Origin of the sequence: Bacillus sp. es.036, from assembly GCF_002563635.1 — a bacterium.
Taxonomy (GTDB): Bacteria; Bacillota; Bacilli; order Bacillales; family Guptibacillaceae; genus Guptibacillus.
Window position 1 is genome coordinate 2494138 of record NZ_PDIZ01000001.1, and the last position, 26340, is coordinate 2520477.

General features: G+C 39.7%; 19 protein-coding genes and 1 pseudogene. 10 read left to right on the top strand and 10 right to left on the bottom strand.

Features of this window, described 5'->3' with window-relative positions; genetic code table 11:
• Positions 1-238 precede the first annotated feature (238 nt).
• From cydC to ATG70_RS12795, 4 genes are read right to left on the bottom strand one after another with little or no spacing between them, the layout of a single operon-like run.
• The gene (gene cydC / locus ATG70_RS12780; RefSeq protein WP_098444677.1) at positions 239-1993 is read right to left on the bottom strand and encodes a thiol reductant ABC exporter subunit CydC; all 1755 of its coding nucleotides are present in this window, start codon (positions 1991-1993) and stop codon (positions 239-241) included.
• Positions 1993-3708 carry a thiol reductant ABC exporter subunit CydD gene (cydD, locus tag ATG70_RS12785; protein ID WP_098444678.1) on the bottom strand — a complete coding sequence of 572 codons (1716 nt, stop codon included), beginning with the start codon at positions 3706-3708 and terminating at the stop codon, positions 1993-1995. The genes cydC and cydD overlap by 1 nt, the downstream gene beginning before the upstream one ends.
• Positions 3708-4721: a cytochrome d ubiquinol oxidase subunit II gene (gene cydB, locus ATG70_RS12790; RefSeq protein WP_098444679.1), complete on the bottom strand. Its 1014-nt coding sequence runs from the start codon at positions 4719-4721 to the stop codon at positions 3708-3710. Before cydB ends, cydD begins: the two co-directional genes overlap by 1 nt.
• Positions 4718-6112: a cytochrome ubiquinol oxidase subunit I gene (locus ATG70_RS12795; RefSeq protein ID WP_098444680.1), complete on the bottom strand. Its 1395-nt coding sequence runs from the start codon at positions 6110-6112 to the stop codon at positions 4718-4720. Before ATG70_RS12795 ends, cydB begins: the two co-directional genes overlap by 4 nt.
• 430 nt (positions 6113-6542) lie before the next feature.
• On the opposite strand from ATG70_RS12795, the gene ATG70_RS12800 reads away from it, so the two are divergent.
• The gene (locus ATG70_RS12800) at positions 6543-7445 is read left to right on the top strand and encodes an EamA family transporter (protein WP_098445808.1); all 903 of its coding nucleotides are present in this window, start codon (positions 6543-6545) and stop codon (positions 7443-7445) included.
• A 45-nt stretch (positions 7446-7490) separates the two neighbouring features.
• On the opposite strand, the pseudogene ATG70_RS12805 reads toward ATG70_RS12800, so the two are convergent.
• The 3 genes and pseudogenes from ATG70_RS12805 to ATG70_RS12815 form a co-directional block, all read right to left on the bottom strand.
• Positions 7491-7796: pseudogene (locus tag ATG70_RS12805) on the bottom strand (TerD family protein); the annotation flags it as partial.
• A 127-nt stretch (positions 7797-7923) separates the two neighbouring features.
• Entirely contained in the window at positions 7924-8154 is a 231-nt protein-coding gene (locus tag ATG70_RS12810; RefSeq protein WP_257147684.1) for a hypothetical protein, read from the bottom strand.
• Complete coding sequence (locus tag ATG70_RS12815) at positions 8135-9685, bottom strand: sodium:solute symporter family protein (protein ID WP_098444683.1); 1551 nt, start codon at positions 9683-9685, stop codon at positions 8135-8137. Before ATG70_RS12815 ends, ATG70_RS12810 begins: the two co-directional genes overlap by 20 nt.
• Before the next feature lie 510 nt (positions 9686-10195).
• Between ATG70_RS12815 and ATG70_RS12820 the strand changes: the two genes are divergently transcribed.
• The 6 genes from ATG70_RS12820 to essA are packed head-to-tail and all read left to right on the top strand — an operon-like array spanning position 10196 to position 20036.
• The gene (locus ATG70_RS12820) at positions 10196-10489 is read left to right on the top strand and encodes a WXG100 family type VII secretion target (RefSeq protein WP_098444684.1); all 294 of its coding nucleotides are present in this window, start codon (positions 10196-10198) and stop codon (positions 10487-10489) included.
• Between the two features lie 56 nt (positions 10490-10545).
• The gene (locus ATG70_RS12825; protein ID WP_098444685.1) at positions 10546-10788 is read left to right on the top strand and encodes an EsaB/YukD family protein; all 243 of its coding nucleotides are present in this window, start codon (positions 10546-10548) and stop codon (positions 10786-10788) included.
• 14 nt (positions 10789-10802) lie between these two features.
• Positions 10803-12065, top strand: coding sequence for a type VII secretion protein EssB (essB, locus tag ATG70_RS12830; RefSeq protein WP_098444686.1), 1263 nt, complete (start codon positions 10803-10805; stop codon positions 12063-12065).
• 15 nt (positions 12066-12080) lie between these two features.
• The gene (gene essC, locus ATG70_RS12835) at positions 12081-16532 is read left to right on the top strand and encodes a type VII secretion protein EssC (protein ID WP_098444687.1); all 4452 of its coding nucleotides are present in this window, start codon (positions 12081-12083) and stop codon (positions 16530-16532) included.
• Positions 16529-19567, top strand: a complete 3039-nt coding sequence (gene esaA / locus ATG70_RS12840) for a type VII secretion protein EsaA (RefSeq protein WP_098444688.1) — start codon at positions 16529-16531, stop codon at positions 19565-19567. The genes essC and esaA overlap by 4 nt, the downstream gene beginning before the upstream one ends.
• Complete coding sequence (gene essA / locus ATG70_RS12845; protein WP_098444689.1) at positions 19557-20036, top strand: type VII secretion protein EssA; 480 nt, start codon at positions 19557-19559, stop codon at positions 20034-20036. Before esaA ends, essA begins: the two co-directional genes overlap by 11 nt.
• Before the next feature lie 52 nt (positions 20037-20088).
• Here essA and ATG70_RS12850 read toward each other — a convergent pair whose 3' ends face one another.
• Positions 20089-21114 (bottom strand): serine hydrolase domain-containing protein, encoded by a 1026-nt coding sequence (locus tag ATG70_RS12850; protein WP_257147685.1) that lies wholly within the window; start codon positions 21112-21114, stop codon positions 20089-20091.
• A 231-nt stretch (positions 21115-21345) separates the two neighbouring features.
• On the opposite strand from ATG70_RS12850, the gene ATG70_RS12855 reads away from it, so the two are divergent.
• Together ATG70_RS12855 and ATG70_RS12860 are read left to right on the top strand one after the other, a co-directional pair.
• On the top strand, positions 21346-23001 hold the full coding sequence (locus ATG70_RS12855) for a M4 family metallopeptidase (protein ID WP_098444691.1): 1656 nt from the start codon (positions 21346-21348) through the stop codon (positions 22999-23001).
• A 201-nt stretch (positions 23002-23202) separates the two neighbouring features.
• Positions 23203-24357, top strand: a complete 1155-nt coding sequence (locus tag ATG70_RS12860) for an aminotransferase-like domain-containing protein (RefSeq protein WP_098444692.1) — start codon at positions 23203-23205, stop codon at positions 24355-24357.
• A 133-nt stretch (positions 24358-24490) separates the two neighbouring features.
• Here ATG70_RS12860 and ATG70_RS12865 read toward each other — a convergent pair whose 3' ends face one another.
• Positions 24491-24985: a lactoylglutathione lyase family protein gene (locus ATG70_RS12865; RefSeq protein ID WP_098444693.1), complete on the bottom strand. Its 495-nt coding sequence runs from the start codon at positions 24983-24985 to the stop codon at positions 24491-24493.
• A 136-nt stretch (positions 24986-25121) separates the two neighbouring features.
• Here ATG70_RS12865 and ATG70_RS12870 point away from each other — a divergent pair, with 136 nt between their 5' ends.
• Entirely contained in the window at positions 25122-25454 is a 333-nt protein-coding gene (locus tag ATG70_RS12870) for a winged helix-turn-helix transcriptional regulator (RefSeq protein WP_306472709.1), read from the top strand.
• Positions 25455-25513: 59 nt separating this feature from the next.
• Here the strand turns inward: ATG70_RS12870 and rpiA are convergent, their stop codons facing one another.
• Positions 25514-26185, bottom strand: a complete 672-nt coding sequence (gene rpiA / locus ATG70_RS12875) for a ribose 5-phosphate isomerase A (protein WP_098444694.1) — start codon at positions 26183-26185, stop codon at positions 25514-25516.
• Positions 26186-26340: the final 155 nt, after the last annotated feature.

A 26340-nucleotide genomic window follows, 5' to 3' on the forward strand; every position in this document is an offset into this window, starting at 1 on the left:
AACAGGCAAATATAACACAACGATTTTAGTCCAATAACAAGTCGGTTACATAAATATGACAGATTAATACGGTTTTTATAAACTTTGCACAATATAGTACCATATACCTATTTACGTCATGTCTTTATTACAAATATGTCAAAAAACCAGTAAAAACCCTCGTTTTAGGTTCTTTACAAAGAACGAAACTCTATCTAATCTTTTAAAACAAACTATTGCATTCTAATGATTAGGTCTTTTAACCTATCATCTTTTCTGTTACATGAGAGTTCTTTAATTGAAAAGGAGCATCTAATTCATAAAGTCTTCTGTAGCGGTCGCTCGACATTAGCAGTTCATCATGCTTTCCTTCCATTACAATTTCACCATCTTCCATAAATGCAATATGGTCCATTCTTTTCATCCCTACAAGATGATGCGTTACCCAAACGACCGTTTTCTTCTCAAGCACTTGAAAGATCGTAGAGAGCAAAGCTTGCTCTGTTCGTGGGTCGAGCCCAACTGTTGGTTCATCTAGTAAAACAACAGCTGTCTCTTGTATAAGAATACGAGCAAGGGCAATTCGCTGACGCTCTCCTCCTGAGAATCGCATACCCGCTTCTTTCATAGACGTTTGATAGCCTTCAGGTAATGCAACAATAAAGTCATGAAGTTGGACGCTTTTCGCCACTTCATAGACCTCTTCATCCGAAGCAGATGGCTTCCCAAGTCGAATATTATTCAATACCGAAGTATCAAAAAGATACGGCTGTTGATTTAGCACACTTAAAAGCTGTTTATCCCCCTTAGACATAGAAGTCTCTACACCGTTTATCGATACACTCCCTTCAGAAGGAGAATAGATTCCTTTCATAAGCTTAAGCAGGGTCGTTTTACCGGAACCACTTGGACCAAGAATTGCAAGTTTTGTTCCCTGAGGGATTTCTAGATTGATGTCTTTGAGTATCCATTGCCCCTCTTTCGTTTGATAGCTAACCTTATCAAAGCGAAGATGAGTATTCTTCCATACGTTTTTCTCATCATCTTTTTCCCCATAAGGTTGCTCAAATGACAATCCTTTCAATCGATTAATCGAATCTTCATATCCTGGGATTTCACTCACAGCATCAGAGAGTGGAAGAAAGGCTTCTGTTAATGGAAAGAGAATAAGAACAAATGCAGCAATTAGCGTATGGGAAATCTGTCCATTCATACTTTGATTCCCTGTCCAAACAAGCATCGATAAAACAATAATGGCAACAATACACTGAGCAGCAAAATTTCGATAAGAAACAAAAGTAGAGAGACGCCTCTCTTCCTTATAAATCTCAGCATCCTCTTTTTCAACGTTTTCAATAAACGTTTTCTGATGACCGCTAAAGACCCAGTCTCCAATTCCAACGACACCATCTGTTAGCGTGCTGTATTGAGAGCTACGACAACTTTTTAGCTTTGCTACATTTTTACGCGTAACTAATAAGGACACTAAAGGAAAGAGAAAGACGAGAATAGCGCCATAAATAGCCATTAATCCTGCAAATACCCAGGAGAAAGCGCCAAGCAATGCTATCGCGACGGCATATAAAAAGATACCGGTGACAGAAGGAAAAATCGTCTTGACGTAAACATCCTGCAAATATTCAATGTCTTCAGCCATCACACCAAGAAGATCTCCTGTGTTTATACTGGATCCTTCTTTTAAAATTCTTGGTTCAATGGTTTCGTATAATCGAGAGCGCATATGTGAAAGAACCTTTAGAATAATGTGGTGACCTAGCAACTTCTCACTATACCTTGAAACGGCACGTAATATGCCAAATGTCCTTACCGCAACAATTGGCACATAGATTAGTAGAAGGTTTTCCGGTCTAGTGGCAGCTTTAGAAATGAGAAATCCGGATGTAAACATAAGAAAGGCTGCTGAGAAGGCAGTCAGTAAACCGAGTAGGATGACTAGCGAGAAGAGCTTTGCATTTTCTTTTAAATATGGAAGAATCCATTCCTTCTTCTCCATTATGAGACTCCCTCCATTTGCAAACACACCATTTGATAGTAGCTACCTTTTCGAGACATAAGCTCTTCATGAGTACCAACCTCAACCAATTTTCCTTTTTCAAGCATTAGAATCAAATCCATTTCCATCATCCAATGCAAACGGTGAGTGGCCATGAAAACAAGTTTATCTTCTAATAATGGAAGGATTTTTTTCTTTATCTCGTATTCTGTTTCAACATCAAGCTGGGCAGTTGGCTCATCAAGAAGCAGAATGGAGCGATCTTCAAGAAATGCGCGAGCTAACGCAATCCTCTGTGCCTGACCACCACTTAATTCTCTTCCACCTTCTCCAATCTTTTCATTTAAGCCATTAGGAAGTTGATCAATAACTTTCCTCAAACCAGCTGCTTCTGCTGCGCGTCCGACTTCTTCTAATGAAGCGTCGTGGTTATAGAAACGAATATTGTTTGCTAAAGTATCATGAAAAAGATGAGGGTGCTGCGGGATATAAAATAACTGCTTCTGCCATTCCTCATGCTTTAGATGGTTCAATTCCTGACCATTTATCTCAATGGTCCCTTCACTTCCTTCAAGAAACCCTCCCAATATGTCAATCAAGGTCGATTTACCAGAACCACTTTCTCCAATGATCCCTATTTTCTGCTTTCCTTTTACTGAAAAAGAGATATCTTGAAGAGCATTCCTTTCATTTCCATGATCTACGGAAAGATGCTGAATCGTTAATAGATCTATATCGGACCACTGAGGAAACGTTCCATTCTCTTCTTTGAAGTCTGGTGTTTGAATCATATCCAATAACCTTCTTCCTGCTTCTTGTCCATCCAACGTGGCATGATAATCATTCCCTAGCTCACGAACTGGAAGGAAAAATTCAGGAGAAAGAATTAAAATCGTAAGAGCTGGCATTAAAGATATCTCTCCTTCTACAAGTCGCAATCCAAGAAATACAGCGACTGTAGCGATTCCTAACATTGTAAAAAAGTCGAGAGCAAACGAAGAGAGAAAAGCTACTCGAAGCGTACTCATCGTCGATTTCCGATACTTCTCACTCACTTCTTGAATGCTTCTGGCGTGTTTTCTACTTAATCCAAGATACTTCAGCGTTTCAAGTCCACGAAGGGAATCAACAAAATGATTGGATAAAATGCGATGTGTGCTCCACTGCTTATCCGCCTTCTTCTTTGCAGCTAATCCAAGTAAGATCAGAAAGCCAATCAATATTGGTAGAGTGAGACTTAAAATAATGGCTGATGTCACATCAAAAGTCCAAACATAGATAAGGACAAGCGGAGCAACAATAAGCATGGTCGTTAATTTAGGAATAAATAACTCTAAATAAAGACGGAATTGTTTTGCCCCGTCAATTAGTAACGTAACAAGATTGCCCGTTCCCCATTTCGTTGCATAGCGTGGACCTAACGCAAACAATTTTGCAATGGCATCTTTCTTTAAAGAAGCAGCCGTTTGAGCAGCATAACGCTCGATCACTTTGGTCATAAGCAGCTTAACAAGATGCCTAATAATAAAAGCTATGAGGAAAAGCGAAACAACGGAATAAATTCGTTGCAGTGCTTCTCCATCAAAGAGTCTTGTTACTGCTTCCGCGAGCCATTTCGCCTGCAGGATAATCGCGATCCCTTGAAGAACGGTTAATAACGTTAGGATAAACAGCACCTTTTTGACGTTTTTTAATTGAAATAGAATTTTCCCCATTAGTAAATCATATCCTTACCATCTACACGCTTTCTGAAAACATAATAACTCCAGATTTGATAACCAAGGACAAAAGGAAGAAGTGTGAGCGCCACGATGGTCATCACCTTTAATGAATAGTTTCCAGAAGAAGCATTATAAACGGTTAAATTATAAGCGGCATCGATTGAGCTAATCATTACGCGTGGGAATAACGCTGCAAATATGGTGGAAATCGTTAATGCGATCCCTGCGCCAGTCATTCCAAATGCCCACCCATCACGCTGCTTTTTCAAAAATACGATCGCCAAAAAATAACTGAGTACAATCAGCGCAATAAGCGTTACACTTACAACACCGCGGTTGCTGAATAAATCCGTTTCAAAATAAGAAAGTCCAACAAAAGCAACTAATGAAGCCAGAACACCATAAATCACTTTGCTCGCTAATTGTCGCGCACGCTTCTGAAGATCTCCAACAGTTTTCAGAGTGAGAAATACAAGTCCATGTAAGAAACAAAGCATGGTCACTGTTACCCCACCCAATACCGTGTATACATTGACATAATCACTAAAACCCGCATGGATATTCATTTGTTCATCAATTGGCATTCCTCTTAAAATACTTGTAAAAAGAACCCCAAACAGAAATGGCGGCATGATACTTCCAACGAATACAACCCAGTCCCATGACTTGATCCACTTAGGGGTATCCACCTTTCCACGAAATTCAAAGGCAACTCCACGACCGATAAGCGCGAGAAGGACAAATACAAACGGTATATAATAACCGCTGAACATCGTTGCATACCAGTGTGGAAACGCCGCAAAGATGGCGCCTCCTCCTGTTAATAACCACACTTCATTCGCATCCCAAAATGGTCCAATCGTGTTCACCATTATTCGACGCTCTAGCTCATTTCTTCCGAGGAAACGACTGGCCATACCCACACCGAAATCAAACCCTTCGAGAAAGAAAAACCCAACAAACAAAACAGCAACGAGTATAAACCATAGTTCATTAAGTGCGATCATAAATAAGCCCCCTGATCAAACGGATCAACTGCCACCTCTTTGTCCTCATGAGCAGTATGTTCTGATCCCTTTTTAATTTCACGAACGAATAAGTAAACGAGTAAGATAGCGAGAATCGTATAAATCGCAGTAAACGATAGGAATGAGAAAAGCAAGGACGCCTTTGATACGTTTGGAGAGACAGACGCAGAAGTTGTCATTAATCCAAATACCGTCCATGGCTGACGTCCGATTTCCGTCATAATCCATCCAGCTGAGTTCGCAATAAATGGAAACGAAATGAGCCACACCATTCCTTTTAAGTAAAATTGACTACCCTCAAGCTTTTTGTAGAAATTTAGTAAAAGCCCGAGGAAGGATGTAAAAATCATCAGCATTCCTGCACCAACCATAATGCGAAAGCTCCAGAAAGTCGTTTTAACTGGAGGAATATAATTCCCCTCTCCGTATTTTTCTTCATACTCTTTTTGCAAGGTCTTCATACCCGGTACTTCACCACTGAATTCTTCATATGCAAGGTAACTAAGTGCATATGGTATGTTAATTTCAAATGAGTTTTCTTGATTTTTGGAGTCAATCAGCGCGAAAGCCGTCCAGGCTGCCGGATCGCCACTGTCTTCCCATAACGCTTCACTAGCCGCCATCTTCATTGGCTGAGATTCCATCAAATGCTTCGCTTGTGCATGACCACTGAACGCCACGCCCATCCCAGAAACAAAAGCAACGATCATCGCAATGTTAAACGACTTTTTAAAAAAGGCCACTTCCTGTTTACGGAGAATTTTATATGCACTAACACCTCCGATAAAGAAAGCTCCTGTAGCGAGTGCACCGAAGATTACGTGAGGGAACTCAACAAATAGCTGCGGGTTCGTAAGAAGTGCAAAAAAATCATTCATCTCTGCTCTTCCGTTTCGAATCACAAAACCTACTGGCTCCTGCATAAATGAATTTGCTGCAAGAATCCACAACGCTGACATCAACGTTCCTAGTGAGACGAGCCAAATACACATTAAATGAAGTTTCTTTGATAAGCGATCCCATCCAAAAATCCATAGACCAATAAACGTTGATTCCATAAAGAAGGCAAGCAACGCTTCAATCGCGAGCGGAGCTCCAAACACATCACCAACAAATCGAGAATACTCAGACCAGTTCATTCCAAACTGAAATTCCTGGATAATTCCCGTGACAACCCCAACAGCAAAGTTAATAAGAAACAAGTGTCCCCAAAACTTCGCCATCCGTTTATACATTTCGTCTCCTTTCACAACATAAAGCGTCTCCATAACTGCAACAAGAAACACAAGCCCGATGGACAACGGAACAAACAAAAAGTGAAAAATAGTCGTCGATCCGAATTGTAGTCTTGCTAAAAATAGTTCACTCATACAAGGTCCCCCTTCAATTCTTCCAAGTGATTGTTCATACATGCACAAGACAAGGTATATGCGCTCAATCACTATTTAGATAATTTCTCCTATGACAAAAGTCGCTTTCCGCTTCTCCCTTAGATTACATCAGGCGTAAAAATAAATGACGGAATGAATTTGAACGGTTTTTGTCAGTCCTGTGTGGGAATTTCGACAGTTGAAACAGAAAGAAGGAGAAATGTGAGGGATGTCACAGACGGAAGGAAAAAGAGTACTAATTCGACAAAAAAGCACATTATACGGGCGGTGACAGGCACTTTTCCTCAATTAACCATTGCTTTATTCATCGTATCTAAGCTATATTTGAATTTGTGTTTTTCAAATCAAAAGCGCTTTCAGCGAGATACAATAATGCAAGAGTTTAATTGGAGGCAAACGTTCAATGAAAATGTATTTATATCCGTTGCTAGTCATTATCGGGGCTAGCAGTTACGGTGTTGTTTCAACCATCATTAAATTAGCAATGGGTAGTGGCTTTACAGCATCTGAAGCTGTTACGAGTCAATTCTTTATCGGCTTTTTGATTGCCGTGCTGATCTTTCTCATCACTAACCGACAAAAGCTAAGTTTCTCTGGAATTAAAATCCTTATTTTCGCAGGGGTTTTTACAGGCTTAACGAATATTCTCTATGGACAATCATTAAATTATTTACCAGCATCCCTAGCTGTCGTCTTGCTCTTTCAATTCACATGGATTGGCATGCTGATCTCCAGTATTTCAAAACGCCAGCTTCCAACACGAATGGAAATGCTTTCACTTATTATCTTAATTGGTGGAACGATTCCTGCTGCAGGACTTATTGATGCTGATTTATCAAACATCCCTTTGCAAGGCTGGTTATGGGGGCTTGGAGCAGCACTTTGTTATTCACTCTTCCTCTATTTCAATGGGAAAGCAAACGCCAAAATGAATACATCAAACCAATTAGTCATCGTGTCGTTTTTTGCATTTTTGATGTCAGCGGTTTTTCAATCTCCAGAAATTATTTGGAATGGTACATTGCTCGCAGAAGGACTTTGGGTCTACGGAATTGCACTTGGCTTATTTGGAATGATCATTCCTGTTTTCCTATTTTCCATCGCGATTCCAAAGGTGGGCCTTGGAAAATCCTCCATTCTTAGTGCGATTGAACTTCCGATCGCTGTCATGGTTTCCGTCATCTTATTAAGTGAAACAGTATCCGTTCTGCAAGTCGCAGGTATTGTGATCATTATCATCGGAATGACGCTGCCAACTCTTTTCAGCGAAAACATAAGTCTCACACGGAGAAAAATAGTCGAACAGCAATAGAAAAACACCTCATCCTACTAGGATGAGGTGTTTTCGCTTATTCTTCTATTTAAACTCCATTTGTCCAACATTCATTTCTAACGATCCATCTTCATACAAAAGTGGCGATCGTTCCGTTCCACTTTTCGAATATTTCTCAACGTGACTAACGCTCATATCTTGTGGATTGGTAAAATCAATTTTTGCAATCGCAACCCAATAAGCAAAGTTATTCTTTTCAAAAAGAGGAGACGTCACTGTTTGCCTCATTTGGTTATCAACAACAGCCTTTGCCTTCATAGATTTAAAGCTTCCAATTCCATTTGAAACTGCACTATACACTGAAAAAAGCACGTATTTTAATTCAGAAGGTTTATGAACAATAACCATATCTTTCTCTGCTCCTTGAGCAAAAAGAAAAAGTATTCACCAAGTAACACATGGGAATACTTTCATTGAACACGACTATTCGTTCCATCTAATTTATTAATCTATAACCTTAAGACTCTTTCCCATCATTTATCATTTCCACAATTGGGCGAATGGCAATAAACAGTCCTGCGATAATGAGCCACCCTAGCGATACATACGTCCATCCTTTAAAGAAACTTAAACTGTATTCATAGCCAGTGATGAACATAATTCCTGGGAAGATGATGATGAAAACAGCGGTTAACCCTATGGCCCACCTTACGCAAAGTTTCGCATCCTTATCGAGCTGCTCGTTCAAGTCGAATCTCCTCCTCTTCCTCAAATTCTTCGTCATCAAAGCTTTTGAATTTATCTTTTAATGTATCAAAATCAAATTCTTGATTAGCCAATAGTCCGTGACCGACAGAAATAACACCACTTACGATAAAGACGGTAATATTCCCGAAAAACATCGATTCAAGCTGTCCGAGCGAACCAACACTCACTTCTCCGAACATCACATATGCAGACGTAATCCAGGCTGTTACTCCAAGAATAAATCCAGACAATGCCCCATAAAACGTTCCCTCATTTGTCGCTTTTTTCCATAATAATCCTAACGTTACTGGAATAACGGCTCCGCTTACGAAGATGCCCATTGCCATATACACAAACCCTAAACTTATCCCAACATAGAAAAGGAGAATAGACAGAAGCCCCATCATTAGTCCAAAGCTTAACGTTACTTTTCTAGATACGTTAAGTAATTTTTGACTGCTTGCTTTGGGATTGATCGAGTGACGGTAAATGTCTGTTACGACAATATTCGTAATAGCTGTTAATTCTGCTGCTCCAGTTGACATTACGGCCATAAATAGCATTGCGAGAAAAAGGATTGACCCTACACTACCAAGAAGATAGGAAGCCATTTCAGGCGCAACGGAATCTGGAGTACTAATCGGCACGCCAAGACCAGCTGCACTTACACCTAGGAAAGTGGCAATCGCAAAAGGAATAGAAAACCAGGCAATTCCGCCATATATGTATGCTCGTGAAGTTGCACTATCTTTACTAGCAATCGCTCGCTGCCAGTAGGCCTGATCAACGAAAACGGCCCCGAAGTTACCAATAATATTAATCATACCGAAAAAGAGTCCCGGAATAGATGCCATCGTAAGCATTGATGTAGAAGATGGAAGATCTTGAAGTCCTTCATAGATGGGGGTTGTTCCAAATTTCACATAGATCGCTACCGCGAAAATGGTAAGAATTAAAAAAATCATAATCGTATTGAAGTAATCAGCGACAAAGGAAGCTTTTAATCCGCCAATCATAGTGTAGATCGTGAAGGTAAGGGGAATGAGAAAGGCTGCTACAAACAAATTCATACCTGTCAGGGAGTTCAGGGCAATTGCGCCGCCGAGAATAACCATTGCTGTTACTAAAATATTGGTCATAAGCGCAAAGACCATAATCAGTCGGTGATTTTTCTTATCAAAACGCTGACCAATAAATTCAAGAAACGTATGTGCATTTGGTGCCCTACGCTTTAATTGAATGGCTACAATCGCAAACAGCAACACTTGAATACAAGCACCGGCAGCATACCAATAAGGTCCGCTTATCCCGTACTGATACCCAGTCGAAGAGGACATCATCAAGGTAGCCGCCCACGTCCATGCTGCAATAATTGACGCACTCGTTAACCCTACACCTACGCTACGACCAGCGGTACTATACTGTTCCGCCGTCATCGCCTGTTTTCGTCTTCGCTGCATGAAAAACGTAATACCTGTAAAAAACACTCCAAAGACTAAAAGCAACAGATAACCAACACTGGATGATAACATATGATTCCTCCAAATCGTTGAATTACGTCATACGTTAAAGCATCAGATTAACCGCTTCAACTGATTTGTTAAATTATGTAACAAAGTTTCATCAATCAAAATTAACTATGTCACTTTTCCTAACATCGATAACCTTTTAGATATTCCTTCAAGATCAGTTAGGCTATTCAAGCAATTTTGAAGAAGTGCTAGATTAATATAGTGAGCATTTAGTCTACACAACCACATGCTAGACTTATAACGGTCAAATTATACTGGAAAGCTATTTCATACTTAGGAATAACACTCAAATATTCCATTTATTATATTATCAATCCATATTTTTCATTTTTATGTTTATTAACTGGAAATTACCGGGTATTATGTCATAGTATATAAGTTTCATTTTTTGACAATGTGTGCGTTAAACCTATCAAGTTATTACAAATTATGCTAATTATATATAGGATAGACTGATGCAGTTCTGTAGGAATGATGCACACATTACTAATTTAAAAGGAGTGATTTTGAATGGCAGGTCAAATTCGCGTAACACCAGAAGAACTAGAGAGCATGTCACATCGTTATTCAGCAGAATCAGACAAAGTTGGAGAACAAGTGAATAGCTTGAATGACATCATGGGCCAACTTAAAGCTATGTGGGAAGGTGAATCAAGCCGTGCTTTCGAAGAGCAATACGAAGCGCTTAAACCTTCATTTTATCAAATGCAGCAATTATTAGAAGAAGTGTCTACACAGCTGAAGAGCACAGCTAGATCCCTTGATGAAGCTGATAATCAAATTGCTAACCAAATTCGCGGATAAGCGATAAAGAATTGATCAGGAGCGCTTAGGCGCTCCTTCCTTATGAGGTGAACAACATGTACATTGAAGTAACTGTCGATCTCCATCATTATAAAAAAGGTCGTTTTCTTGACCTCAGGCTATCAAACTACCATTCTGTCAAAAAACTCATTGAAATTGTGTGCCAAACAGAACAAATCCCAATTCCTCCTGATCAAACGCAGTGGGTTCGGTTAGCGAATAAGCACAAAGTTGTAGCCGCTAATGAGCGTTTAATTGATGCGGGAATTATGACAGGAGATCGCATTGAAATACTCTGAAGGAGATCACAACCATGGCAAATCAAGTGAAACCCTATCTTGAAACTCAAATAGATGCAAAGATTATGAACGATAAGGAAGCCATTACGTTTCTTTTTCAAAAAGAAAAAATCAAATTTGATGAGTTAACGGAAGTTCATTTTCTAAGTGAAATCGATACTGGCATCCCCAACACTATTGATATGAATGAAGATGAGATAAGAATACAGCACATGCTTCCACCTTCCGTTTCCGCTCTTCCAACAATCCTTAAGGAGATGACTGAAAGCGAGCGTCTCGCTAGTGCTTATCAACTAGTGCAAAAAGTAAAGGATCACCGCTTCAAGCGTCTCAACTTAATTATTTGTCCTGATAACCTTGTATTGGATCAAGGATTGACGCCATATTTTTTACATTATGGTGTAAAGGAAAGTCTTCCACCGTACGAGGAAAATTCTGATCGTATTCTTGAGGAAACACGAGCCACTGTCGCAGCTATGATGAATCCAGAGCAATCATTTGAACAATACCTATATTACTCTGACACGCTCACACTGTCATCAGAACTAAAACAGGTGCTTCAAGCGAAAACACTTCTTGATCTTCAGCCAATTATTCATTCCCAAATGAAACATTTACATAAGAAAGAAGCTGAATTCATTAAAGTAAATAAAAAGAAGTGGAAGATAAGTCGCTATGTTCTCCTCGGCGTTTCCATTTGTTTACTCCCAGCATTACTTTACTCCCTTTACTCTTTGTTTCTTCTTCAACCAAAACAAGAGAATATTGTTCAGGCACAGGAGAACTTTTTAACAAATGAATATAGTGAAGTTGTGAATTCGCTTCAATCTTATGAAATTGATGATATTCCAAAAGTGACACAATATCAGCTCGCCCTCTCTTATATCATCAATGAGTCTCTTACAGATGACCAAAAAGAAAGCGTGCGTAACACGATCTCCCTCCAATCTGATCCAAGGTATTATGAATATTGGATTCATATTGGACGCGGTGAAGCAGAACAAGCACTCGAAATCGCACGTTATTTAGAAGATCGCGATTTGTTAATGTACGGCATTTTAAAGCGTAAGGAACAGGTAAAAGCTGATTCTGAGCTAGAGAGCGAGAAGAAACAACAGATGATCAATGAGTTAGAGCAAGAATTTGAAGAATATGAGAGTGAAATAGAAGAACAGCAGAAAGAAGAGCAAGAGGCGCAAGATGCCCAGCCGGAAACAACTACTGAAGAAAAGCCAGAAGAGAAGCAGCAAGATGAGCAGAAAAAAGAAGAAAAATAGATCGGAGGTGAAATAATGGAGCAATTATGGGTGTTCTTTCGAGATACGTATCAAACGATTGAGCTTGATAAACAGTCTCTACTCATTACGATCGGAACAAGTATCAATCACTCTTTTACGATCCCTTCCTCTCATTCGGATGAACACGTATTTTCAATAAAGCGTAAAGAACAACACTACCAATTGTTTAAAAATGATGATGAGATCATGACAGTGCCTCTAAATAAACAATCCACTTTTCAATTAGGTTCTGAAGAAGTTGCCGTCATAATAACTTCTAAAGCAAAGAGGAACGTTTATTATGTTGGTAACCTGCAAGAAATAACTCTTTCCAAGGCCACAGCAGATATTCAAATGAAACGTCTAGCTGATGGCGTTGGTTTAACCCTCGTTCGCAAGAAGAAACATTGGACAGTTACAGCTACCAGTCCAACAACCGTTTACCTAAATGGTTCGCTTTTACATAGAAAATCACCGCTCCAAATCGGAGATATGCTTTTCCTACCGATGATGACACTGACACTAATTGCAGAAGATATGATTGAGATAACAAGCCCAGAAACATTTGAAACCTCTTTACCAGAAGCTACGATTCCGTCATCTGAGATGAAAAAAAAATACCCAAACTATCGTCGTACACCAAGGATGATGTATGAGTTACCTGAAGATAAAATCGATCTTTCCTTTCCTACGCAAGAGTCCGATCGAAACAATCGAAGCCTATGGCTTATTATCCTACCACCCTTAATGATGCTAATCGTAATGGGACTAGTGGCACTTCTTATTCCAAGGGGAATCTTTATCCTTATTTCTGTTGTGATGTTTGCGACAACGCTTGTTACATCAACAGTCCAATATTTCAAAGATAAAAGTTATCAAAAGAAATCAAAAGCACGTAAGAAAAGGATTTATAAAAGGTACCTTGAGGATAAGCGACAAGAACTTCATGAATTGGCTCAAAAGCAACGCAAAGTGCTAACGTTCCACTACCCTAGCTTTGAGCGAATGAAATACTTAACAGAGCAGGTTTCAGATCGTTTATGGGAACGTAGCCTTGAGAGTCCTGACTTCCTTCAATTTCGTTTGGGAACAGGAACGGTACCAGCAAGCTATAAAATTTCCGTCAATTCAGCTGACATGTCGACAAGAGAAATGGATGAGCTATTAGAAGAATCACAGAACCTGAAGCAAGTTTACAATGAACTACACTCTCTCCCGATTACTGCAAACCTATTCCAGGGAGCAATCGGTCTAATTGGTAAAGAAGCGGTTGTGAAGAATGAGCTCCATCAAATCATTGGACAGCTCGCTTTCTTCCACAGCTATCACGACGTTCGATTTGTCTTCGTTTTTGATGAAGAAGAATATGCCAATTGGGAATGGACGAAATGGTTACCTCATTTTCAAATGCCAGGTTCCTTTTCAAAAGGGTTTATTTACAATGAACAAACGCGAGATCAGCTCCTTTCTTCGATCTATGAAATGATTCGAGAACGTGACCTAGAAGAAGATAAAGAAAAGCTACGTTTCGCACCACACTATGTGTTTATTGTTTCGAATCACAACTTAATCTCAGACCATGTCATTTTAGAGTATTTAGAGAAAGAGCACACACATCTAGGGCTTTCAACGATTTTCGTTGCAGAAGCAAAGGAGAGTCTATCCGATAATATCCATACGCTTATTCGCTACATTAACAAAAACGAAGGAGATATTCTCATTCAAGAGAAAAAAGCCGCCGAAATCTCATTCGAACTTGATCAACACAAACAAAGCGGTAATGAACAGTTCTCTCGAATGCTCCGCACACTTAATCACCAACGTGGCATTACGAATTCGATTCCTGACAAAGTATCCTTCTTGCAGATGCTGAACATGGAAGATATTGATGAACTACCGATATCTCATAACTGGGTAACGAATCAATCGTCTAAGTCCCTTGCAGCACCTGTAGGACTGAAAGGACGACAGGACGTTGTTGAGTTGAACCTTCATGAGAAAGCTCACGGCCCCCACGGATTACTAGCTGGTACAACAGGATCCGGGAAGAGTGAATTTTTGCAAACGTATATTCTTTCACTCGCCGTTCACTACCATCCACATGAAGTGGCGTTTCTATTAATTGACTATAAAGGTGGTGGAATGGCTCAGCCATTTAAACAAATTCCTCACCTACTTGGAACGATTACAAATATCGAAGGTAGTGAAAATTTCAGTGCGCGTGCACTCGCTTCCATTAAAAGCGAATTAAAGAAACGACAAACCATCTTTGATCAGTATGAAGTGAGTCACATAAACGACTATACGATTCTTTATAAAAATGGAGTAGCAGCTGAACCAATGCCCCATCTCTTTTTAATTTCGGATGAATTTGCTGAGTTAAAAACGGAAGAACCAGAGTTCATTAAAGAACTTGTCAGCGCTGCAAGAATTGGTCGAAGTCTAGGTGTGCACCTCATACTTGCCACGCAAAAACCTGGTGGCGTCATTGATAATCAAATTTGGAGTAACGCTCGCTTCCGCGTCGCTCTAAAAGTACAAAATGTAGAGGATAGCCGTGAAATTTTAAAGAACGGTGATGCTGCATCACTAACCGTAACAGGGCGCGCCTACTTACAGGTTGGGAATAACGAAGTGTACGACTTATTCCAATCAGCCTATAGTCGAGCGACTTATATGGAAGATACTTCGGATATGGAAGATGAAATCGCTCTTGTGACTGACCTCGGTCTCGTTCCACTATCAGAGCTTTCCTCTTCAGAAGAAAGCAAGAAAAAGAAGCAAAGTGAAATCGAAGTAATCGTAGATAAAATTGTTGATGTCCAGCAGGAACTTGGCCTAAGAAGATTACCAAGCCCATGGCTACCACCACTCGAGAAACGATTATATCGCCATGATTTTGAATCCAAAAAGAAAAAAATGACGTTTGCCTTGCTGGATGAACCTGAAAAACAAGCCCAATCTCCATATCATTATGAGTTAATAAAAGATGGAAATATAGGCATATTTGGCTCATCAGGATTCGGGAAGACGCAAACCATTCTAACGTTACTTATGAGTATCGCATCAACAAACACGCCAGAAGAGGCGCAATTCTATCTACTCGATTTCGGTAACGGGGGCTTATTATCGATTAAGAATTTACCCCATACGGGAGATTATTTCTTAATTGATGAAGAACGTAAATTAAATAAATTATTGAAATTTATTCAGGAGGAATTTACGAAACGTAAACGACTTTTTCAGCGTGAAGAAGTGAGCTCTATTACGATGTACAATCGGTTAAATGAAAAACCTCTTCCCCTTCTCTTTATTACAATCGATAACTATGATCTTGTAAAAGAGGAGCTGATGGATTTTGATCCGATCTTCACTCAGTTTGCGCGAGATGGACAGTCGCTGGGAATTTATTTAATTGTCAGCGCCACCCGTTTAAATTCCATTCGACAAGCTCTTATGAATAACCTTAAAACAAAGATCGTTCATTATTTACTCGATAATTCTGAAGCTTACACCGTTCTTGGAAGAATCCCTTTTGCACCAGAACCCATCCCAGGCAGGGCCATTATGAAAAAGGAGAAAACACACTTCGGTCAAATCATCCTACCAGCTAAAGGAGAAGATGATTACGAACAGCTAGCTTCATTGAAAGAAGAAGTTCAAATGCTCCAAGAGAAATACCGTGATACGAGCAAACCTGAAGCGATTCCAATGCTACCGAGTGATCTTACATTTAAAACTTTCAAGACGTACATTCAAGCTTCCAAACCAAAAAATTCTTACCCAATTGGACTGCATGAAGAAACAGTGAAGCCCGTATCCCTCTCCTTTACGCAGACATCCCATTGTCTTGTACTAGGACAGGCTCAAAAAGGTAAAACCAATATCATGCGTCTTCTTACCCAGCAAGCGTTACAGCATGAAGGAGACCATATTGCCATATTTGATTCAATCGATCGCGGGTTATTTCATTTAAAAGATGAGGAAAAGACAACTTATTTAGAAACAAAAGAACAAATCGAAGAATGGCTTGAACAAATGACATCGGAATTCAAGTCACGTGAGATAAAGTACCACGAAAGTATGAATAGTGATGAAACACTTCCTGAATTCTCTAGAGTTCTCCTCTTTATCGATGGATATGGACGATTTTCTCAAACGCTCGGAAGTTTGCTACAGGATCGAATGACCACACTAATGAAAAACTATAGCCACCTTGGCTTAAGTATTGTTGCATCTGGCAGCAGCAATGAGCTAACGAAAGGCTATGACCCACTAACAGTTGAATTGAAACAAGTTCGTCAAATCATCTTATTAATGAAGAAATCCGATCAAACGCTCATTAACCTGCCTTTTGACAGGAAAGAACCCGATATTAAAGCCGGATTTGCTTATTATGTGCAAAGTGAAACCGCGCAAAAAATCCAAATTCCACTTCTTCAAATAGAAAGGAAGGTCCATGCGTGAAAGAAAAGAAAAGCATCCTTAAGCTCATTCTCGTAACAGCAATCATTTTAGTTCTCCCGCTCATTTACTTTACTTCCATTGGAGAAAATCCGATGAAAAAGAAGGAGAGCGCCACGAAAACGATCGCTGTCATCAATGAAGATACAGGAACCGAAGAAGACGAGGAACTCGTAAAGTTCGGAAATGACGTCCCTCCCCTTCTTAAATCTGAATCACAATACAATTGGGAAGTTGTTGGACGTAGTGCTGCAGAAAATGGATTAAACAATCAGAAGTACGATGCCGTTGTTTATATTCCCTCCACTTTCTCTGAGAAGATTCTAACGTACGACGAAAACCAACCGGAGCAAACAAAGTTAGCATTTACTGTACAGAATCAATTAAATGCCCTAAATAAAGAACAAGTTTTGCTTGAACTTGAACAAGCAACAAATCGCGTGAACACGAAGATGTCTTCTCTTTATTGGAACTATGTTTCAAATGACCTCGTCAACATCCAACAAGAGTTTGACCAAATTGTAGAGAAAGAGAAAGCATTCCAACAAACGATGCTTTCTTTCTATACACCAAGTTCGAAAGATTTGGCCGAGCAGATGGAGCAGCAAGTTTCGATGCTTGCGAACCTTCAATCAACTTCAGAAAATGCTGAGGAACGTGCGGCTGACCAAACAGATACGATGGAAGGGTTTCAAGAAAATCTAGCAAACTTTGTTACTTATACAAATGACTATCGTGAGTATCAGCAGAAGCAGCAAGAAGTTCTAGAACAAATCCAAGCCGATTCAGTCAATTCGATTTCACAAGCTACAGAAATGCCTCAACCGATGTTTATGAACAATAAAGAACTGTTCGAAGGGAAATCTGAGAGCGTACTTGAAAACATGTCTCAGGTAGAAAACCAAATGATTCAGCAGCAAGAAATGTTCGCTGGTCTAAAAGAAGTTCGGTACAATCAGGTCGAGCGTCAGGTTAACGATTTCTATACGCTTCAAGAACGGATTCTAAACTACTACCAGCAACTAAAAGATTCAATGATTTTAAATGAACTAGAAGGTGAAATCGCTACGCTTAGCAAGAAACTTGGTGATGGTGACGAGATCATTATTCCGGATGATCCCGAACTCCCTGAAGTGCCTGAAAATCCAGAAGAACCAGTTGAACCTAGTGAAGAAGAGGATCCAACGGAAGATCTTACAAAACTTCTAAAAAGCTTACAAGATGAAGAGCCTCCTGTGATCGATGAAGATGCTGAAACAAATGGTTCAACTCCTGTTGATCTAAGCGAAGAACGTAACGAGCTATTAGCGATCGCTCAGGAAGTCGTTGCGTTACAAGAAACATTGATCGCCCTAGAACAACCAAAAGTAGAAGATCTTCAAACCGCATCGACAACGTTGCTAACGCTTAACGATCGAATCAAGCAAACTGAACAACAGCTTTTAGCCAAAGAAGGCGGCGAAAACCCACTAGATGGCGAACTAGAAGAATTAAAGAAGCTTATAGAATCGCTCACAACAGAAAATAAAAGTTTACTTGAACAAATTGAAGAGTTAACAAAGGAACTGGAGAAGCTAACGAAAGAAAACGAAACGCTCTCTTCTCAAAAAGAAACGTTAATGGAACAGGTTGATGTGTTAAAAGAATCAAATACCGAGCTAAAAGACTTACTAGTGATGGTATCTGATAAAATCTATCGAATTTCATCAGGTATCAATGAGAAAGAAAATGCAATACTAGCATCTCCAGCTCTTTCACAAGCTAGAAAAGATACGCTATCCGTCTATTTCCAACGACCTATTAAAGGGACTAACTTAACAGATGTTCTTCAATACTATGCCTATTTGGATCGTTACGAAGCAACGCTTAATAGCATGCTTTCTAAAAACAACGTGCAGGAAACTGTTCTACAGGACAATGACCTTCGCGAAGAAGTGAACAGCATGTTAGAACTAACGAACAAAGAAGAAGGTCAATGGGACGCGGTTGGCTCACAAGTACCGAAGACGAGTGATGCCCTAACAACGTTACAAGATGATTTCACTGTCTTTTTAGCAGACTACAAAAACGTTCTCGATACCCAGCAAGCAAAATTACTTGAAAGCTTGAACGGAATTGAAGAAGAAGCAGATAACGTTCTAAATCAAATGCAACAATCTCAGCAGCAAACACCTGATAAAACAGCACAGGGCACAAATATCATAAGTAATCATGATCAGGTTAAGAGCCAGATGGGTTCTTTGTATGATTGGATGGATTCTATTGAAGATAGCCAATCTGAAATTCTTTCGTACACAGATGAACTCCAGTCTCGAGTAGCTGAAGTGCAGACAGATGCCAACACACTAAATAACAAGTGGGAAACGAACGTCGCTTCCACCCTTATGATTCGTGATGATGTTTTTAACGTTATGGGGAATGCGTTTGTAGATGGCCAATCTAATGAATACGTCTATGATTTCCTTGCTACTCCAATTGACGTAACAGGAAGCGTCTTTACTGATAAGAAAGATACGAATCTTCCACCAGTGGTCATTTTGTTTATTATTCTCTTAAGCAGCTTGTTGATTGGATATGCAAGTTACTACTTCCAACATGGTCCATGGTGGCTACAAAGTATTTTATTCTTAATGCTGACAAGTATCGTGGGGCTTGTGATTAGCCTCTACAGTTTATCGATTTATCCATTAGGAAACGATCGTTCTATGGAATGGACCATCTTTACGATCTTACTACTATTAAGTTGTGCGGCACTCATTCGCGTAGCCTTTATGAGTCACCATTTAATCGGATGGCTCGTTACCGTTGGCCTCGTCGCCTTGTTTGTAACACCTTTATTAGCTCTTTCAACACCAAACTTTAGCTTTACTGATCCAATGTCTCGCGTGTATATGTCAATCCAGAACAGTACACAAACGCTCTTTTCAGAAGGTGCGATGATTTTATCCGCCATTTTGATCGTCCTGATCATTCTTCAATATGCTTTAAACAAACGATCATGGACACAAATAAAAAAGGATAAGGCCCATGAAGCCTAAGATCATTTTCCTGTTCACTTTGATTTTTCTCTGCTGTCACAGCGTTCCAGTGGCAGCAGAGGGAAACACAGACATCAATGAGCTATTACCGAATGAATACAAAAAGAACAAATTCAAGAAAAACACTGACTTAATTTACGATTCATCGAATACGAAAGAAATGGAAGAAATATCGGAAGAACAGCAAAAGATTTCTTTTACTGGAGAAAAGGTTTTTAATCTTGCCAAAACTCAAAATGAGTTATTTCTTTCAATGAGTCATGAAAATAGTACGATTAAAGATAAAGCAGAGAATCTCAATCTTTTCTCTGCATCAGAGGCGGCAGCTTTTACATCGACTAACTCAGAAGGTAACGAAACGACATCAACCTCTTTTCAGCTCCTAATCGGAATTTTAATCGGTGTATGTCTCGTTGTTTTAATCATTGTATTAGTGATCTATAATCGTCTTTCTTCATCAAAAAGCTAATCGCACAAAAAAAACTACGGTTCCCCTTATTCGAGGACCGTAGTTTTTCTTTTTACGTATCTAATCGATGGAACATTTCTTCGAAGTCTTTCATTACATCAAATGCACCATCACCGTGGTTTGAAGGAATGGCGATCTTATATCCACTCTCTGGATAGTAAGCAGAATGGAAGCTCACTCCTGGATCATAGCCCATCACATGGTATTTAAAAACTTGGCTGTTCCGACTATTTATCCAAACACCGTAACCATAACCCACGCCTTCTTTCACATCCACATGGGTGGTTAATAATTCTTTTGTAAGACTCTCATTCAATAACTGAAAATCAATCAGCGCTTCCCAAAGTTTCACCATATCAGGTGCTGTCACATACGCACCCCCATCAGCTCCACCGACAACCGGGATAGCATACGTATTCGTCCGCCACGAGCCGTCATCTTCATCAATGTAGCCTAGTGCTGTATTTTGCGGGAGACGATCTAAAGAGAAATACCCTGAATCATTCATATGAGCAGGCTTAAAAACATTTTCTTCTATATAATGTTGAAAAGTCATTCCTGTTTGCTGCTCGATAATTAGACCTAGCACGATGTAACCGGCGTTATTATAACGAAATGCCTCTCCTGGCTGAGCTATCATTTCCGCATTTTGAAAAAGTGGCAGAAAGTCCTGAAGGCTTTTTAGAAGATACATTGGTGTCTGCTTCCAAAGATCCTCGTAATCTTCCATGACGTCCTCATCAAAATAGTCCGGTATACCTGAAGTGTGTGTTAAAAGCTGATGAATTGTAATGTTCGGATCGAAGTGAGGAAAAGACACATTCAAGCAATCTCTTAACTTCGTTTTGAACGATAATTGCTTTTTCTCTACTAACTGAGCGATCCCTATTGCCGTAAACAACTTGCAACCTGAGGCAATCCCAAATCTTGTATTCACCTTATTTAATCGCTCTTCCACTCGATTGGCATATCCGGAAGATAATTTGAATTCTTTTTCATCTTGTTTTACAAAGATAGAACCAGAAAAATCAACACCTTGTATAAGTTGATCAATAACACTTTCTTGAGAAAACTTCATGCACATACACCCCCTTCACTTTCATACCAATTGTCAATCTTCAACTTAAGTTTGCCATTTCCTTTTTACTTTAAGAAATGAGTTTAATAAAATTTTCCACACTAATAATCATAGTTCTAAATAACCATGAATTCTTACTATTCTATATTTTAAGATAATTACAACGACTCATGAGATTCGTTCATCTTCCTTATATAATTGTTAATAGATTACATATTAGGAGGAATTTATTTGAGAAAAAAGTTCATTGCCCCACTTGTTGTGACAACTGCTTTAATCACCGCCTCACTTCCGTATCATAATGTTCTAGCTGAACAGCCTGCTCAAGTGGAAAGTCATACCGTTAAGCAATGGAACGAGAAAGCAAACGTTCCCCTATTTGTGAAGGAAAAACAAGCGGTTAAACGTTCCTCTTCTACTACAGAGGATGCCCTAAACTACCTGCAACAAAATAAAGAAAAAGTAAACATTAAGAACCCAAAAGCAGACCTAAAAAAGAAAAAGTCAGTCAAAGATGAGCTTGGTATGACTCACGTTAGGTTTAATCAAACAAAGAACGGCGTACCCGTGGAAGGTGCTGAAATTATTGTTCACTACAATGCGGACAATGAAATTACAGTCGTAAACGGTGCTTATAATGAGGAAGTTGAATCAAGTAAGCTCAATACATCGCCTACCGTTTCTACAGAAGATGCTTTGCAAGTCGCAAAATCTTCGACCAATGCTCCTGCTACCTTAGATCAAGTTCCAACTTCTGAGTTAGTTATTTATCCATTCGAAGGTAAAAATCACCTTACCTATAAGGTGAATGTAAACTTCTTAGGAGATGAGCCTGGTAACTGGTTCGTGTTTGTTGACGCTAAGTCTGGTGAAGTTGTGGATCAAGACAATGCCATTATGGATGCAGGACATTACAAAACCCAAACGGGAACTGGTACCGGCGTACTAGGTGATCACCGTCTTCTACATGTCACAAAAAACAAGGTTGAAAATGAAGGAAGCACTTTTCAACTAGCAGATTACAGTCATGATGGGCTAGATGGAATCATTACCTATGATTACTCAAAAAACTACCTCGAGGTCTTTTCAAATAAAAGCGCGGCGTTCAAGTCTGAATTTGCTGAGCCTGCAGTGGATGCTCACTATAACTCTGAACAAGTCTATGATTATTATTTAAGTGAGCATGGACGGAACTCACTCGACGATAATGGTATGCCGATTCAATCCGTTGTTCACTATGGTGATAATTACAACAACGCTTTCTGGAACGGGACTTACATGGTATATGGAGATGGCGATGGTGAATTCTTTATTCCTCTTTCTGCTAGCCTGGATGTTGCAGCCCATGAAATGACTCATGGCGTAACCTCTAATTCAGCTAACCTTATTTACCGTTTCCAATCTGGTGCTTTGAATGAGGCCTTCTCGGATATCTTCGGGGCATTAATCGATGAATCGGATTGGGAGATTGGAGAAGACATTATGGCACCTGCTGCAGTAGCAGATGGACGCACTTCTCTTAGAAGCTTAAGTGATCCTAGTAAATACCCTGTTGCTGCTGCTTATGTGCCATATGGAAATGGGGATGGAAAATACCCTTCTCATATGGATGAATTCTACGATCTACCTGGTAAATTAGATAACGGCGGGGTTCACATCAATTCTTCCATTATTAATCACGCTGCTTACTTAACTGCACAGGATATTGGCCGTGAGAAGCTTGGACAAATCTATTATCGTGCTTTGACTCAATACCTCACACCTAACTCCGACTTCAGTGATGCCCGACAAGCAATCATACAGTCCGCTATTGACCTTTACGGTGAAGGCAGTCCAGAAGTTGAAGCAGCTGCAGGTGGATTTAATTCGGTAGGGATTCTAGAATAACAGACTAATTAAAGATAAAAGCATGAAGCAAATTAGCTTTATGCTTTTTCTCATTCTTTACTCATATTTCCGGCTATCGGTTTCAATTCCCCACTTTTACGCAATAGCTTTATTTCACACGAAACACACTAGCCTTTCACCGCATTAAAATGCTATAATAATAATATTTTAAATATTAAAACAAAGGAAGGCGTTTTAGTCATGAGGTACGGGTTTGCTAAAAGAGTACAGCATCTTCAATCATCAGCGGTACGAGATATACTAAAAATCACGAATAAAGGAGATGTTATTTCGTTTGCAGGGGGATTACCGGATGACGAACTGTTCCCTGTAGAAGCCGTACAAAATGCGTTCACAAAGACATTTGATTCTGGTGGAAAAGCATTTCAATACGACGCCACAGAGGGGTATGCCCCACTTCGTGAAGTGCTTGTGGATCGTATGGGTAAGAAAGGAATTGCTTCAAGCGTAGAAGACATTATGCTTACTACCGGCTCTCAACAAGCAATCGATTTATTTGCACGGGTCATGTTCAATCCCGGTGACATCGTTCTTACTGAAAACCCTACCTACCTAGCAGCTGTTCAGGTGTTTCAGTCCTATGAAGTAAAGATTATTCCGGTTAAAACAGATGAGCACGGGATGGTCCCTGAGGATCTAGATTATAAAATGAAAAAGTACAAGCCAAAGTGTGTGTACGTTGTCCCTACCTTCTCTAATCCAATGGGAAAAGTATGGTCGTTAGAAAGACGACAGCATTTATTAGAAACGGCCATTCGAAAGAAAGTCATTATTTTTGAAGATGATCCTTATGGTGAGATCAAATTTGATAGCAACCAAACGTATACACCAATCTCAGCGTTAGACGATGGATCGCACACCGTCTATACGAGTACCTTTTCGAAAACGGTGGTGGCGCAGGCAAAGCAAGCGGCCGATTTGCATTCAAACTCTCTAGCCCATCATGCGCTCTATCACCTTTGTACCGACTTTGATTTAAACGGTCATATCCAAAACTTAAGACGCACCTATTATGATCGCATGAAAGTAATGAAGCGTTTGCTTGATCAAGCGGAGCTACCTGGTCTTTCTTATACGGTTCCTAAAGGTGGGATGTTCTTTTGGGTAGAATTACCGGAAGATATTGATACGACCCTTTTATTAAATACAGCTGTAAAAAAAGGCGCTGCCTACGTTCCTGGCGCACCTTTTTATGTAGCAGACGCAAAGCAAAATACAATGCGATTGAATTTCACCCATTCAACTCAGGATAAAATTGAGAAAGGGATGGAGATTTTGGTTGAGGTGTTTCAAGAGGCAGCCTCTATGGAACACGAATATCAAAAGACCAACTAAAAAAGAGCCGCTAGGTAGTGTTCCCTCCCGTTTGGAGTGCAAGTGATTGTACAGCCAGTTAAAATAGGGAAATATCGAAACATCTAATCAAAAAAAGAACCAAGAGAATGATTCTCCTGGTTCACAGAATGATTTAGTAAGCTCCATCAGAATAAGTCAGCTCATAGCTATGAGAATAGATCTCGAAAATGTTACCAAACGGATCTTCTACATAAACCATGCGATATGGTTTTTCGCCAGGATAGTATTCACGGATTGGCATACGCTGTTTCCCACCGTGCTGTACGATTTTTTCAACCATTCCTTCGACATCAGGATCCTGAATACAGAAATGGAAAATGCCTGTCTTCCAGTATTCGAAGTTGTTTTCTGGCTTTTCATTTTCTGGAAACTCAAACATTTCAACACCAATTTTATCTCCAGTTGAAAGGTGAGCAATTCGGAACGTATCCCAGTCATCTCCAAAGACGTCACGGCACATTTGACCGATTGCTGAATCATCATTTTGTACATCAGATGGCTCCATCAAAATATACCAGCCGAATACTTCTTTATAAAATTTAATCGCCTCTTCAAGGTTTGGGACAGATAGTCCAATATGAGAAAAACTTCGTGGATATGGTAACATAGTTTTGTACTCCTCCTTAGTGATGGTTATGATTATGTTCTGTTAACACACGTTTATTATACTGAGAACAAAAACATCACGTAAGAACGCACTTTTTTGTGCGATACTAACCAAAAGGTAAGAAAGGAGTCGATCCATGATGACTTCTCCAGTCGATCAAAACGGAAAGTTAAAATGCTCGATTGAATATACGTTAAAGAAAATCGGTGGCAAATGGAAAACGGTCATCTTGTGGCACCTCTGTGTTGACGGCAGTTTTCGCTACAATGAATTACGCCAGTTGCTACCAGGCGTCACACACAAAGTGATGAGTCAGCAGTTAAAAGAATTAGAAGAAGAGGGCTTCATCGATCGCAAACAAGAAAATACCGTTCCTCCAAAAGTGGAATATTCCATAACGGAAAAAGGGAAAACGTTAATGCCAATTTTAGAGCAGATGCATTTGTGGGGGACAGAAAATCAAAAATAATAAGTGCCTCGTCCTCCTAGTTAGCAAGGAGTGACAGGCACCTTTTTCATTTAGGATCGTTAATCTTTTTTTGAAATCTCGTGAATTCCTCCTTCACTAGCCACTAATGCTTTTGACACTACCGTCGTAAAGAGCGACACATCAAGTACACCAGGTATTTCTTTCAGTTTTGTTTCAAGTTGCACAGCATTTTGCCCCTTCTCAAACCACACATCAATTAAAAAATTTCCATAGTCGGTAACGGTATAGCCATCCTTCGCAGAACTTGAACGCACTTCTGCCTTTCCACCTAACACGGCCACTTTTTTTCGCACAATTGCTAGAGAATCTTGCAAAATCTCCAACACGACTGGATGCCTATAAGTTAACTCTGGCACAACTTTCGAATCATCAACAAGTAATATATATTCTTTTGCCATATGAGCAATAAGTTTTTCCTGCGTATGAATGCCTCCTCCGCTCTTCAGTGCATGTAAATTCTCATCAACCTCATCACACCCATCAAATGCAACCTCTACTTCCTCAACGGTGCTTATTGGGAGCACTTCCAGTCCCTGATTTACGCATAGATGCTTCGTTTTGAGAGATGGCGTTACGACTTTTACATTTAACTTTTCTTCCTTAATAAAGTCAATTAAATATCCAATTGTGCTTCCACCACCAAGACCGATAATGGTTTCATCTGTTATGTATGCTAGCGCTGCTTTGGCACATGTTTGTTTAACATTCATTTTGACACCTTACCTTTTTTCAGAGTTTAACTTTTTGTAAGAAAGTTAGCTTTGGTTGGTTTTATTGTACCAAATGAGAAGTGAAAAAATTGAGAAGTACTCGTCATAATCTACCTTTTAGGTAGATATACTTAAACGGGCTATCAAACATGTAG

Coding starts and splice junctions, on each gene's coding strand:
- cydC (WP_098444677.1), bottom strand. CDS start 1,993: ATGGAGAAGAAGGAATGGATTCTTCCATATTTAAAAGAAAATGCAAAG.
- ATG70_RS12825 (WP_098444685.1), top strand. CDS start 10,546: ATGTACATTGAAGTAACTGTCGATCTCCATCATTATAAAAAAGGTCGT.
- cydD (WP_098444678.1), bottom strand. CDS start 3,708: ATGGGGAAAATTCTATTTCAATTAAAAAACGTCAAAAAGGTGCTGTTT.
- ATG70_RS12865 (WP_098444693.1), bottom strand. CDS start 24,985: ATGTTACCATATCCACGAAGTTTTTCTCATATTGGACTATCTGTCCCA.
- ATG70_RS12860 (WP_098444692.1), top strand. CDS start 23,203: ATGAGGTACGGGTTTGCTAAAAGAGTACAGCATCTTCAATCATCAGCG.
- ATG70_RS12870 (WP_306472709.1), top strand. CDS start 25,122: ATGATGACTTCTCCAGTCGATCAAAACGGAAAGTTAAAATGCTCGATT.
- essC (WP_098444687.1), top strand. CDS start 12,081: ATGGAGCAATTATGGGTGTTCTTTCGAGATACGTATCAAACGATTGAG.
- essA (WP_098444689.1), top strand. CDS start 19,557: ATGAAGCCTAAGATCATTTTCCTGTTCACTTTGATTTTTCTCTGCTGT.
- ATG70_RS12800 (WP_098445808.1), top strand. CDS start 6,543: ATGTATTTATATCCGTTGCTAGTCATTATCGGGGCTAGCAGTTACGGT.
- essB (WP_098444686.1), top strand. CDS start 10,803: ATGGCAAATCAAGTGAAACCCTATCTTGAAACTCAAATAGATGCAAAG.
- ATG70_RS12795 (WP_098444680.1), bottom strand. CDS start 6,112: ATGAGTGAACTATTTTTAGCAAGACTACAATTCGGATCGACGACTATT.
- ATG70_RS12815 (WP_098444683.1), bottom strand. CDS start 9,685: ATGTTATCATCCAGTGTTGGTTATCTGTTGCTTTTAGTCTTTGGAGTG.
- ATG70_RS12820 (WP_098444684.1), top strand. CDS start 10,196: ATGGCAGGTCAAATTCGCGTAACACCAGAAGAACTAGAGAGCATGTCA.
- rpiA (WP_098444694.1), bottom strand. CDS start 26,185: ATGAATGTTAAACAAACATGTGCCAAAGCAGCGCTAGCATACATAACA.
- cydB (WP_098444679.1), bottom strand. CDS start 4,721: ATGATCGCACTTAATGAACTATGGTTTATACTCGTTGCTGTTTTGTTT.
- ATG70_RS12850 (WP_257147685.1), bottom strand. CDS start 21,114: ATGAAGTTTTCTCAAGAAAGTGTTATTGATCAACTTATACAAGGTGTT.